Annotated in this window: 11 protein-coding genes; 8 read left to right on the forward strand and 3 right to left on the reverse strand. The window is 69.2% G+C overall.

Annotated features, from left to right (window positions below):
• Positions 1-23: 23 nt before the first annotated feature.
• Complete coding sequence (locus tag NR798_RS04715; RefSeq protein ID WP_375770204.1) at positions 24-1202, reverse strand: HEAT repeat domain-containing protein; 1179 nt, start codon at positions 1200-1202, stop codon at positions 24-26.
• 73 nt (positions 1203-1275) lie between these two features.
• Here NR798_RS04715 and NR798_RS04720 point away from each other — a divergent pair, with 73 nt between their 5' ends.
• The 3 genes from NR798_RS04720 to NR798_RS04730 all read left to right on the forward strand — a co-directional run bounded on the left by NR798_RS04720 (position 1276) and on the right by NR798_RS04730 (position 4446).
• Positions 1276-2424 (forward strand): pyridoxal phosphate-dependent aminotransferase, encoded by a 1149-nt coding sequence (locus NR798_RS04720; RefSeq protein WP_375770205.1) that lies wholly within the window; start codon positions 1276-1278, stop codon positions 2422-2424.
• Positions 2425-2501: 77 nt separating this feature from the next.
• The gene (locus NR798_RS04725) at positions 2502-3200 is read left to right on the forward strand and encodes a LysM peptidoglycan-binding domain-containing protein (protein ID WP_375770206.1); all 699 of its coding nucleotides are present in this window, start codon (positions 2502-2504) and stop codon (positions 3198-3200) included.
• A gap of 304 nt (positions 3201-3504) precedes the next feature.
• A complete protein-coding gene (locus tag NR798_RS04730; RefSeq protein WP_375770207.1) occupies positions 3505-4446 on the forward strand; it encodes a type VI immunity family protein in 942 nt (313 codons plus the stop codon).
• Between the two features lie 15 nt (positions 4447-4461).
• On the opposite strand, the gene NR798_RS04735 is transcribed toward NR798_RS04730, so the two are convergent.
• The gene (locus tag NR798_RS04735) at positions 4462-5604 is read right to left on the reverse strand and encodes an AAA family ATPase (protein ID WP_375770208.1); all 1143 of its coding nucleotides are present in this window, start codon (positions 5602-5604) and stop codon (positions 4462-4464) included.
• 186 nt (positions 5605-5790) lie between these two features.
• Between NR798_RS04735 and treZ the strand changes: the two genes are divergently transcribed.
• Positions 5791-7662: a malto-oligosyltrehalose trehalohydrolase gene (gene treZ, locus NR798_RS04740; RefSeq protein WP_375770209.1), complete on the forward strand. Its 1872-nt coding sequence runs from the start codon at positions 5791-5793 to the stop codon at positions 7660-7662.
• A 27-nt stretch (positions 7663-7689) separates the two neighbouring features.
• On the opposite strand, the gene NR798_RS04745 is transcribed toward treZ, so the two are convergent.
• Positions 7690-8328 carry a hypothetical protein gene (locus NR798_RS04745; protein ID WP_375770210.1) on the reverse strand — a complete coding sequence of 213 codons (639 nt, stop codon included), beginning with the start codon at positions 8326-8328 and terminating at the stop codon, positions 7690-7692.
• A gap of 446 nt (positions 8329-8774) precedes the next feature.
• Between NR798_RS04745 and NR798_RS04750 the strand changes: the two genes are divergently transcribed.
• From NR798_RS04750 to NR798_RS04765, 4 genes are all read left to right on the forward strand, one after another.
• Entirely contained in the window at positions 8775-10076 is a 1302-nt protein-coding gene (locus NR798_RS04750; protein WP_375770211.1) for a discoidin domain-containing protein, read from the forward strand.
• Positions 10077-10179: 103 nt separating this feature from the next.
• Positions 10180-11487 (forward strand): NCS2 family permease, encoded by a 1308-nt coding sequence (locus NR798_RS04755; RefSeq protein ID WP_375770212.1) that lies wholly within the window; start codon positions 10180-10182, stop codon positions 11485-11487.
• 208 nt (positions 11488-11695) lie between these two features.
• Positions 11696-11899, forward strand: a complete 204-nt coding sequence (locus NR798_RS04760; protein WP_375770213.1) for a cold-shock protein — start codon at positions 11696-11698, stop codon at positions 11897-11899.
• A 297-nt stretch (positions 11900-12196) separates the two neighbouring features.
• Positions 12197-12379 carry a hypothetical protein gene (locus tag NR798_RS04765; protein WP_375770214.1) on the forward strand — a complete coding sequence of 61 codons (183 nt, stop codon included), beginning with the start codon at positions 12197-12199 and terminating at the stop codon, positions 12377-12379.
• Positions 12380-12413: the final 34 nt, after the last annotated feature.

The following is a 12413-nucleotide window of genomic DNA, read 5'->3' on the forward strand; positions in this document are numbered from 1 at the left end:
TCCTTCGAAGGAGTGGGGGCTCATCAGTGCGGCGCTCCTTCCTCGATGAGGCACTGGTGGCGCTCTTCCTTGCCCATCCAGATGCGGGCGAAGTCCACCGTGCCCGCGGCGTAGAGCTTCTGGAAGTCCTGGTAGTCCTGCACGAAGCGCGGGTCCTGCGCGGCCATCTGCGCCAGCAGCGGCAGCGCCTGGGCCCCGCCCGCGCGCACGGCGAAGCGGAAGATGGCCCAGCGCACGCACTCGTCCTGCTCGGTGGGGAAGGCGGTGCGGTAGGCCTCCAGGGCCTTCTCCGGCGTCTCGGTGACGGCCAGCCGGAAGGCCGCCATCTCGCGCACGTCGCGCTCCTTGTCCTTCTGCATGATGGTGCTGAGGCGCTCGATGGAGTCCCCGCCGATGATGGGGTTGGAGTAGGAGGGCATCTCCAGCGCGAGCAGGCGCACCGCCATGTCCTCGGACTTCTCACCGATGTCCATCAGCTCCTTCCAATAGGGAGCGAAGTTGCCGGTGCGCTCGTAGTCCTCCTTCATCACCCGGCCCAGGGTGCGCGTGGCCACCCAGCCCGCCGAGTCCGTGGACACGTCCAGCGCCACGGCCTTGAGCCGCTGGATGCTGGAGGGCGACAGGCTCTTCTGCGACTCGAGCGTGTCCAGGGCCGCGGCGCGGTTGACGAGCTGCGCGCCCGGGTCCTCGCCCATCTTCAGCAGGCGCTCCACCACCTTCGGGTCATGCACGGCGGTGGCGTCCTTGAGCGCCTCCATGTACACGCCCAGCTCCGGCTGCTGGGACTTCTCCGCCCAGTCGAGCACCTGGAGGGCGCGGCTGCTGTCGCCCCCGATGAGCTCGGTGAGGCGCTCCTGGAGGTACTGCGCGAGCTCCCGGTCTCCCGCGCCCACGGCCGCGCTCAGCGCCTGGCGGAAGTTGTCGAGCGAGGTGCTCTTGTCGAACTCGCCGATGCCCTCCCAGCACCCGGGCATGGGCAGGATGTCCTCCTTCGGGGTGGGCTCCTTGGGCTGAGCGGGCCCCCCGGCGGTGGTGGGGTTGGCGGCGCCCCGGGACTTGCCGGCCGACGCTTGCGCGGAGGCCGAGGAGTCCGAGGACTCCTCTCCGGCCTGGCCAGCGCGGCGCGAGACGAGCGCCGCCCCGAGGACGATGAGGAACAGTGCGCCGAACAGGGCGGCGACCTTGATGGATGGACGTTGCATGGTGAGAACCGGTATTCCTGGTATCACGAGAAATGATTGGACTTCAAGAATTTCTCTTGGAATGAGGAGTTCCATGCCACGCCATCCCACCTACGCCCCGTCGGTCTCGGGCATGTCGAGCGCGCTGTACTCGGGCCTCGCGGAGCGGCTCGCGAGCAGGTCCGGTGAGGTGTACCCGCTGCACGTGGGGGACACGTGGATGGAGCCGCCCGAGGGCTGCCGGATGGAGGACTTCCGGGTGGCGGAGCACCCCGGGATGCACCGCTACGCGCCGGTGCAGGGGATGCCGGGGCTGTTGGACGCCGTGGTGGAGCGGGTGCGCGCGAAGACGGGCGTGGCCACGGAGCGCTCGCAGGTGCTCATCACCACGGGGGCCACGGGCGCGCTGGGGGCAATCATCGGAGGGCTGGTGGCGCCGGGCGAGGAGGTGCTCATCCTCGCGCCCTACTGGCCGCTGATTGCGGGCATCGTCACGGCGTTCCACGGCAAGCCGGTGCCGGTCCCCTTCCTGGACTGCGACAGCCCGGAGGCGCTGGTGGAGGCGGTGCGCGAGCGCCTCACGGAGCGCAGCGTGGCTCTCTACCTCAACACCCCCAACAACCCCACGGGGCGGGTGCTGCCGCGCTCCTGGGTGGAGGCGCTGGCGGAGCTGGCGCGCCGCGAGGGGCTGTGGCTGCTCTCGGACGAGGTGTACGAGGACTACGTGTACGAGGGGGAGCACACGTATGCGCGGGCGCTGGCGCCGGAGCGGACGCTCTCCTCGTACTCCTTCAGCAAGGCCTACGGCATGGCGGGCAACCGGTGCGGTTACGTGGTGGGGCCCGAGGAGGCGGTGGCGCAGCTGCGCAAGGTGAGCACGCACTCCTTCTACAGCGCGCCCACCGCCGCGCAGCTGGCCGGGGAGCGGGTGCTGCGAGGGCCGGGGGACGCCTGGGTGGCCATGGCCTCCGCGCGCTACCGCGACACGGGGACGAGGGCGGCCGCGCGCCTGGGCGTCCCGCCGCCGCAGGGCAGCACCTTCCTCTTCCTGGACGTCTCCGCGCACCTGGACGAGGGCGGCCTGCCGGGGCTGTTGGAGCGGTGCGTCGAGCGCAACCTGCTGGTGGCCCCGGGGCCCAGCTTCGGGCCCTTTCCCCACCACATCCGGCTGTGCTTCACCTGCTCGCCGCCCGAGGTGGTGTTGAGGGGGGTGGAGGTGCTGGCGGGAATTCTGCGCCGGTAGACGCAACTTTCCCACACCAGGTCCCGAGAATTTCTCTGAGTTTGTTACTTCGGAATTTCCGCCTCGGGGATCAGGCCATGAGCTACCGCATCAAGTCCGGTGACACGCTGTCGGGTATCGCGAGCCGCTACAAGACGTCGGTCAGCGCGCTGATGAAGGCGAATCCGCAGATCAAGGACGCGAACAAGATCTACGCGGGCAAGTCGCTGAACATCCCCGGCTCGCGCGACAGCTTCGACCATGGCCCGACGCGTGCGGGTGGCAGCCGTCCCGGGGGGAGCCGTCCCACCGGTGGAACGCAGGCGCCGGCCCAGGCGGGTGGCACGCCCTCGCGCGGCCCGGGTGGCAGCCCGTTCGACATCGCGAAGGCCCAGCTGGGCAAGAACGCCGGCAGCCTGAAGCTGGAGAAGGGCGGCGTGGGCTCGGACATGGAGGACTGGGTTCCGAACAACGTGAACTGCGCCAACTTCGTGTCCGCGTGCCTGGAGCAGGCGGGGCAGATCAAGAACGGCCAGCACCACAACGCGGTGGTGGGCCTGCAGGCCAACCTGGACAAGGATCCGAACTTCAAGCGCGTGTCGCTGTCCCAGGCGAAGCCGGGCGATGTGGTGAGCATGAAGACGCCGGGCGGCCACCACGTGGTGATGTTCGCCGGGTGGAAGAACGGCAAGCCGGAGTTCATCGGCTCCAACAACGTGAACGCGGATGGCTCGCAGCGCATCTCGATGACGCAGATGAACTACCCCATCATGTCCATCCACCAGTACCGCGGCTGAGCGGAGCCGTGCCGAGCCAGGGGGGCACTCGAGGAGGCTTCCCGGGACCTGGATGGACGCGCGGTGCCGGCACCCACTCCGGCACCGCGTTTTTCTTTGGTGGGCCCAGAAATTAGAAGGCTACAAGTACCTCTCGAAGAGTTGCCGGGTCGTCCTCGTGACACCGGATGGGCTCAATCCTCTCGGGGGGTAGTGGATGTCAAACGACTACCCACGTCTTCGCCTTCGCGGTGTTCCGCCGGATTCTGGAGTGCTCCACGGCGGAGAGCGGCCGCGCCCGCGCCAACAGTTGCTTGCGCGCGAAGTGTTCCGCGTCGCCTTCTACATGCCGCATGACCACCCCGAACTCTCCCTCGGGGTGCGCCATGCCATGGACGTCTACATGAGGGCGGTGGGTGAAGGACCCAGGATCATCAACTTCGTCCACTACAACCACCACGAAGGCTCGCGGCTGACGGCGGAGGAGTGGCGCCTGGCTCGCGGGCTCCTGGGAAATACGAAGCGCTGGTCCTTCCCCGAGGACTACAGCGAGACGGAGCAGGGGCAGATCGAAAAGAGAGGCTTCGAGCGGGGTCTTCTCTTCACGGGAGGCCCTGGCCGCCGGAATGGCTACGAGTTCGAGTACAAGGCTCGCATTCCGTGGCGGCCCGCTCCCCAGGAGACGTGGGTCAGCGTGCTCACGGCGACGCTTCCCATGGAGTACCTCGAGGAGCACGGGCCTGCTCGTGTGCGCCAGTTGGCCCTCGACATGGCCTCCCAGCTGCTTTTCGCCTCTGGGCATGCGGGCCTGGCGCTTCACCTCTACCGGGGCCTTCAGCCCACGGACGACACCTTTCGTGCCGAAGCCATGCGCTACCCTGGCATCGACCTCCGAGCGGCCTGGTGGCACGAAGAGCACGTGGGCCTTCGGGTGGATGGGGTCCACTGGCTCAACTTCCTGGGCCCCCCTGTGCTCACATGGCTCGGCGGTGCCGAGGCCCTGCGTTCCCGAGTGCGCTCAGCCGGCACGAGCGTGGTGGAGCTCGACGAGGAGCGCGTCGTTGTCTCCGCCGGGGAGCGGCCGGAGGCGGGGGACCCGGTCACCGGGAAGACCCTGCCCGCCTACCGCGAGCTCGCCCAGGTGCTGGAACCCTGGCTCGAGCCGCTCTTCCTTCCGCGAACGGAGCCTGTCGAGCGGCCCCGGTACACGTCGCTCCGCCTCACCGAGCACGAGGCGCGGCGCTGGTGGCGCCGCTTCCTCGAGTAGCCGTGGGGCTCGCCCTCAGCCCGTGACGGCGCGCACCTGCTCGCCCTCGAGCACCAGGCGCACGGTGGACACCTGCGGCTCGCCGAAGTGGTCGTACGCGGCGCGCTCCAGCTGCGGCACCAGGGCGGCGCGCAGGCCGCGCGCTCCTGTCTCGCGCTTGAGCGCCCGGGCCACCACCCACTCGCGCACCGACTGCTCCACCACCAGCGTCAGCCCCTCGTGGGCGAACTCGCGCTCGTAGGCGCGCAGCACGTTGTCCTCGAGGATGTCGCCCAGCGTCTTCGAGTCCAGCGGCGCGAAGGAGACGATGCGGCTGAAGCGGCCAATCAGCTCCGGAATGAAGCCGTAGCGCGCGAAGGCCGTCGTCTGCTCGATCTGATCGTCCGTCACCCGCTCCGCGATGGCCGTCTCGCGCTTGCCCGCCTCGCGCCCGAAGCCCATCCGCTCCTTGTGCCCGCCCATCTCCTCCGCCGTGCTCTTCAGCCCGCTGAAGGCCCCGCAGGCGATGAAGGTGAGCGCCGACAGCTCCAGCGGCATGGGTGGCGTGCGGCTGGTGAAGCCGAAGTCCGGCGGGAAGTCCGCCCGCGGCGCGCTCAGCAGGTTGAGCAGGCTGCGCTGCACGCCAAAGCCGCTCACGTCCTTGGTGGTCTGCTGTCCGGCGAAGCGGGCATCGGAGCGGCTGGTGGCGAGCTTGTCGAACTCGTCCATGCAGATGGCCCCGCAGGCCGCCCACGCCACGTCTCCGCCCGCTGCCTCGTACAGGCGCGAGAGCATCGTCGTCACGTCGTCGCCCACGTAGCCCGTCTCGGAGAACTGCGTGGCGTCCACGATGACGGTGGGCACGCCCAGAATCTGCTTGAAGAGCAGCTCCACCAGGAACGTCTTCCCGCTACCGGTGGGGCCCAGGAAGAGGCAGTTCTCGCGCGTCCCGGGCTCCGGAGCGAGGCCCTCCAGGTGGATGCGCCGCAGCCGCTGCAGGTGACGGTAGGCGAGCACCGACGCCGCGCGCCGGGCCTCCGGCTGGCCCCGGTAGCCCAGCTCGGAGAGGCGTTGGTCGATGTCACGGGGCGAGAGCACCTCCAACGCGGCGACGCGCTCGCGAACGGAGTCACCGCGCTCGAAGGGGAGGGCCTGCAGGTGGTCGGGACGTGGGCTCATGAAGTGGACGGCATCTTTCCGGTTCGGGACAGCCCGGGACAAGCGTTGCCTGCTCTCGGCGCCAGTGCCCGCCTGCTCTCGGAGGGGACGTACACCCCCCCGATGCGGGCCACCAGTGAACATCTCTTCGCCCCATTGGCCCACGAGACAAGTCCACTTGGCGCGGGGGTGGATAAGTAGGGGGCCATGGAACGAGCAGAGACTACGCGGGGGCAGGCTCCTCGCCTGGGCGCCTGGGTGGAGCCAGGGGCCGGAGTGCGGTGGCGCGTCTGGGCTCCCGGGCACCGCGAGGTACAGGTGGTGCTGTATGGACGGGACGGTCAGCAGCCGGGCGCCCCGAGGCCCATGGCCGACGAGGGAGGAGGCTTCTTCTCGCTGACACTCGCCGGCGAGGGCCCGGGCGTGCGCTACAAGCTGCGGGTGGACGGGCAGGGACCCTTCCCGGACCCCTGGAGCCGTTCACAGCCGGAGGGCGTGCACGGCCCCTCCGAGGTGGTGGTGCCCGACTTCGCCTGGACAGACGCCGGGTGGACGGGGCCGGACCCCGAGTCCCAGGTCATCTACGAGGTGCACGTGGGCACGGCCACGCCCGAGGGCACCTTCGAGGCCCTCATCCCCCGGCTGCGCTCCTTCAAGGAGCTGGGCGTCACCACGCTGGAGCTGATGCCGCTGGCCAGCTTCCCGGGCGTGCGCAACTGGGGCTACGACGGGGTGGACCTCTTCGCCCCGCTCGCCGCGTACGGCGGCCCCCAGGGCCTGCGGCGCCTCATCGACGCGGCCCATGCCCAGGGGCTCGCGGTGCTCATCGACGCCGTCTACAACCACTTCGGGCCGGACGGGAACTACCTCAGCTGCTACTCGTCCCACTACTTCACCGGGCGCCACCACACGCCCTGGGGCGATGCCGTCAACTACGACGGCGAGGGCTCCGCGGTGGTGCGCCAGCTGGTGCTCTCCAACGTGGAGATGTGGATCCGCGACTACCACGCGGACGGGCTGCGCCTGGACGCGGCCCACGCCATCCTCGACGACGGCTCGCCGCACCTGCTGGCGGAGATCACCGAGCGGGCCCGGGCCTCGGCGCACGGCCGCCGGGTGGTCGTCATCGCCGAGGACGAGCGCAACGACACGCGCCTGGTGCGCCCGAAGGATCGGGGCGGCTACGGGCTGGACGGCGTCTGGGCGGACGACTTCCACCACCAGATGCGCCGCGCCTTCGCCGGGGACAGCGAGGGCTATTACGCCGACTACACCGGCAACATGGAGGACCTGGCCCGCACGCTGCGGCAGGGCTGGTTCTACGAGGGCCAGGTGTCCCAGGTGCACGGCCACCCGCGGGGCACGCCCGCGAAGGAGGCGCAGCCCTGGCAACTGGTGCACTGCATCCAGAACCATGACCAGGTGGGCAACCGGGCGCATGGTGAGCGGCTGGGCGCGGACGTGTCCCCGGCGGCCTTCCGCGCCATGAGCGCGCTGCTGCTGCTGTCCCCCTACACGCCGCTGCTCTTCATGGGGCAGGAGTGGAACGCCCGCTCGCCCTTCCTCTACTTCACGGACCACAACGCCGAGCTGGGCAAGCTGGTGACGGAGGGGCGGCGCAAGGAGTTCGCCGGCTTCACGCGCTTCTCGGGCGACACGGTGCCCGACCCTCAGGCCGTGGAGACCTTCACGCGCTCGAAGCTCGACTGGAGCGAGGCGGGGAAGCCGGAGCACGCCGGGGTGCTGGCCCTCTACCGCGAGCTGCTGCACCTGCGCGCCACGGACCCCTGCCTGAAGAGCCACCGCCGGGACCATTTCGACGCGCGGCCCCTCGGCGAGCACGGGCTGGTGCTCGAGCGCCGCGGTCCCCGGGAGTCGCTCCAGCTCATCCTCAATGTGCGCGGGACGTTGGAGCACCGGCTGCCCGAGCGCTCCGCCGAGCACGCCGCCGGGCACTTCCAGGTGGTGCTGTGGACCGAAGCACCCCGCTTCGGCGGCACCTCGCGCGAGGCGCCGCTGCGAAGCGGGGGAGTGCGGCTCGAGGGACCCTCGGCCGTGCTGGTGCGTCTCACGGCCTGAGTCCCCCGGGAGCCGGGGCGGTGTCCATCAGAACGCGCCGCCCACCTGGAGACCGAAGTTGACGATGTTGCCGTCCTGCGCGAGTCCCAGGTCCTCGCCACCCACCAGCCGGTAGGTGGCGCGCGCGCCGGCGGTGACGGCGCCGAAGTTGTAGTCCACGCCCGCGGCCAGCGGCACCTCGGTGACGAAGTCGTTGTCGAAGAGGATCTCCGCGTCCTCGCTCGGGTTGAGCAGACTCACGCCGAAGCCCGCGCCGACGAAGGGCCGCAGGTTGCCGTTCTGGAGCAGCTCCGGGCCCACCTTGGCCAGCGCGCCCACGTTGTGCCGCCACAGGCCGCCGTTGATGTCCTCGAACGGGTTGCGCGAGCCCTCGTAGCCGAGCTCCAGGCCCACCAGCGGCAGCGGACGCGAGTTGGCCTGGATGCCGAGGTAGCCGCCCGTGCCCGTGTCGTCGCCGATGTCGCCGGTGTACGTGTTCAAGCCGCCCGTCACGGCGACGTTGAGATCATTGAAGACGCCTCCGCTGCCTCCCCGGCCCTCGTCGAAGATGCGTGCCTCGCGGTCGTTGTCGTCGTCCGGGATGTAGTCGTCCTGGGCGAACGCGGGCACTGCCACCAGCACGGCCGCGGCGAATGCGCCGAGCCCCCATCTCGTCTTGACGCTCATGGTGTTGCCTCCCTGTGTCCCCCCCATCCGTTCGGGGGGTCTGTCAAAAACTGGGCGCGAGCCGTGAGGACGGGAAGCGCACCCTCGCGGCCCGGCTCCGTCACTCCACCCCTCCAGGCGGCCAGCGCGGCGCTCCCGGGGCCGTCCGGGGGTGGGCACGCGGAAGGTGACCTGTTATACCCCTTCCTTCCTGTTGACCTGTCAGGTCGGCGGACAAGCAGCCGGCGGTAGGCCCTCACGGCCGGACGCCACCTACCCCTGATTCGGAGGTCCATCCGCCCGATGTGACCTCGCAGGGAGGGCTGTGCCTGTAACCCCGCGAAAACCCTCAGAAATCTGAGGGAATTGATTTGGGCATCAGGTGTTTGGAACCCAACACACGGGATAGGGTGCGCCGGAAATTCCCCCGGTTGTGCCGATCCCCTTCACACGAAGGAAGCGACACAGTGAATCGACCCTCTATCCGCCGCACGCGGCTGTCCGCCTTCGGACTCGTCTCCGTCCTCGCCCTCTCCGCCGCTCCGGCGCTGGCGGCCGGCGGCTTCGTCTCCGCCTCCGCGAGTGGGGATGATGGAAACAAGCCCGCCTATGCCATTGACGGGAACCTGTCTACCCGCTGGTCCTCCGATGGCCGCGGCCAGTACCTCCAGGGCGACCTGGGCGCCGTGAAGTCCCTCACCGGGTTGGACATCGCCTGGTACCGGGGCAATGAGCGCGCGAGCACTTTCGTCATCTCGACGTCCACCGATGGCACCACCTTCTCGCCGGCCTTCTCCGGCACCTCGTCCGGCAAGTCGGCCTCCGCCGAGCGCTACACCTTCGCGGCCAGGAATGCCCGCTATGTGCGCGTGACGGTGAATGGCAATACCCAGAACACCTGGGCGAGCATCGCGGAGGTGGCCGCCATCACCGGCACCGCCCCCACGCCAACGCCAACGCCAACGCCCACCCCCACGCCGACGCCCGTTCCCACGACGGGCACCGACACCTTCGGCGTGAAGATGATCTACCCGACGAAGGCGGGCGGCGAGACGTGGTTCCTCAAGAGCGATGCGCTGGCGGACACGCGCTTCGATCCGCAGGACACCATCACCCGCAACGCGGACGGCTCCTGGAAGATGAAGAGCACCCAGGTGCGCATGCACGCGCTCACCTCCACCGGCTACTCCTCGTCCAAGATTCCCACCTATGACCGGGACGTGCTGGCGGGCCGCGGCTACATGCAGGCCGCCAACGACTGGAAGAACGTGGAGATGACGGGCTTCATCAAGGTGAACGCCGTCAGCGACGCGAGCGACAACTTCGCCTGGTATGCGCGCGGTGGCCGCCACACCGACGGCCTGGCTTGCGAGGGCTCCTCGTACAAGGGCAGCCTGCACTACGACGGCCGCGTGCGCTGGCAGAAGGAGTCCTGGCACGTGAGCTACGACCAGACCGCCTACAAGACGGGCACCACCGCCCTCAAGGGCCGCTGGGTGGGCTTCAAGTCCATCATGAAGAACGTCACCTACAACGGGAAGCCCGCGGTGAAGCTCGAGCTGTGGCTCAACGAGAACGCGGACAAGGTGACCTGGAAGCAGGTCTACGACATCACGGACTACGGCCAGATTGGCGGCGATGCCACCAACTGCGGCGGTGCCGTGGACGCCATGCCCATCACCTGGGGCGGCCCCCTGGCCACCTTCCGCTGGGACAGCGCCTCGGACGTGGACTTCAAGTGGCTGAGCGTTCGTGAGATCGCCGAGTAATCATCGCCTCCCCCACCAGGGGTGAAGCACCGGGCGCGGGGAGGCGACTCCCCGCGCCTTTTTTCATGGGGCACGGGCCCCGGGGCGTCTATACCGGCGCCCCATGGAAGCCCTCGAGCGTCTCTTCCACATTCGTGAGCGGGGCTCGTCCGTCGGGACGGAGCTGCGCGCCGGCCTGGTGACGTTCCTGACCATGGCCTACATCCTGCTGGTCAACCCGCAGATTCTCTCGGAAGCGGGGATGCCCGCGGCGGATGTGACGGTGGCCACGGCGCTGGGCGCGGCGTTCGGCACGCTGCTGATGGGGCTGTACGCCAACTTCCCCTTCGCGCTGGCGCCGGGCATGGGGCTCAACGCCTACTTCACCTATGGGGTGGTGAAGGGGCTGGGGGTGGACTGGCGCTTCGCGCTGACGGCGGTGTTCGTCGAGGGCCTGTTGTTCATCGTGCTGTCCTACGGCGGCATCCGCACGCTCATCCTCCGGGCCATTCCGGGGCCCATCAAGCTGGCCACCACCACGGGCATCGGGCTGTTCCTGGCGCTCATCGGCCTGAGGAACGCGGGGCTGGTGACGGACAGCCCGGCCACGCTGGTGCAGCTGGGCGTGCTGCACGCGCCGGTGCCGCTGCTGGCGCTGGCGGGGCTGGTCATCATCGGCGTGCTGTCGTCGCGCAAGGTGCAGGGCTCGCTGCTGATCGGCATCGCGGCGGTGGCGGTGGCGGCGTGGGGGCTGGGGCTGGCGAAGGCCCCCGCGTCCTGGGTGAGCGTGCCCTCGCTGCCGCGCGAGACGTTCTGGGCGTTCGACTTCTCGCAGGTGCTGACGGGGAAGTTCCTCACGGTGATGCTGGCGTTCCTGTTCGTGGACGTGTTCGACACCGCGGGCACGCTGCTGGGCGTGGGGCGCATTGGTGGCTTCCTCAAGCCCAACGGAGAGCTGCCGGGAGCGGGCCGGGGCTTCATGGCGGACGCGGTGGGCACGGTGGCGGGCGCGGTGTTCGGGACGAGCACGGTGACGTGCTACATCGAGTCGGCGGCGGGCGTGGAGGAGGGCGGGCGCACCGGGCTGACGGCGGTGGTGGTGTCGGGGCTCTTCCTGCTGTCGCTCTTCTTCGTGCCCACGCTGGCGGCGATTCCGCCGGTGGCCACCGCGCCGGTGCTGGTGGTGGTGGGCGCGCTGATGATGAGCGGCGCGCGCGAGCTGGAGTGGAACCGGATGGATGATGCGCTGCCGGCGTTCCTGACCATCGCGCTGATGCCCTTCACCTACTCCATCGCCAACGGCATCAGCGCGGGCATCGTGTCGTACGCGGCGCTGAAGCTGCTGTCGGGGCGCCCGCGCGAGGCGCACCCGGTGGTGTACGTGCTGGCGGCACTGCTGGTGCTGCACTACGCCACGGGCGGTGGCGCCTGATTCAGAGGGAAATGGACCTGGGGAATGGACGTCCGGGACCCGGGGTTCCATCTCCAGCCGCTAGTCGCGGGGGCCACATTCCGAAGATATTCGGAGGGGGTCCCCTAGGCACGCGCCTCGAAACGTGACACACGGCAATGGCCGCCCCTCACATGGGTGTGGCCTCCGGCTCAACTCATTGAGGCCGGACAAGAAAGAAGACGAGTAAATGGCAACTGGTACCGTGAAGTGGTTCAACGACGCGAAGGGCTTCGGTTTCATCACGCAGGACGGCGGGGGCGAGGACCTCTTCTGCCACCACAGCGCGATCCAGACCGACGGCTTCCGCTCCCTGCAGGAAGGGCAGAAGGTCGAGTTCGACGTCGCCCGCGGCCAGAAGGGCCTGCAGGCGCAGAACGTTCGTCCCTGCTAGTACGCGCCGTCAGGACCGGCAACGGGCCTGGTCTCCTCGAGAGGCCGGGCCCTTTTCATTGAGGCCACTGGGAGTGGCATCTCCCTGCCCAGGTGCTTAATTTGAGGTCCACGGCGCTGCCTTTCGAGCGCCTGGGCCGGTACGGCTCTCGCTGCTCTGTGGTGGAGCGGCAGTCCGGGCGGTAGGCGGCTTGGCTACCTTCTGTGTCCGGTGGGCCTGGTTGGTGCGGTTCAAGACTCTGTAGTGAGGGGCCCGGTCTCGGCCGGTTCTGGCTCTCACTCTCTTCCTTGGAGACCTATGACGGTCACATTCATCAAGCGTCAGAAAGAGCGAGCGCGTCAGCAGCGCAATCAGGACAAGCAGGTCAAGCGCGAGGAGCGCAAGCGTGAGAAGGCCGAGCGCCCCGACCGCGTGGCGGGCGAGGCGGATCCGGACATCGCGCACATCATTCCGGGGCCCCAGCCGCCCCTGGACATGTGAGCCCGCTAGCCGGGCAGCCAAGGGGACACTCTTC

The sequence above is a fragment of the Archangium gephyra genome (genome assembly GCF_042230915.1).
Classification (GTDB): Bacteria; Myxococcota; Myxococcia; order Myxococcales; family Myxococcaceae; genus Archangium; species Archangium gephyra_B.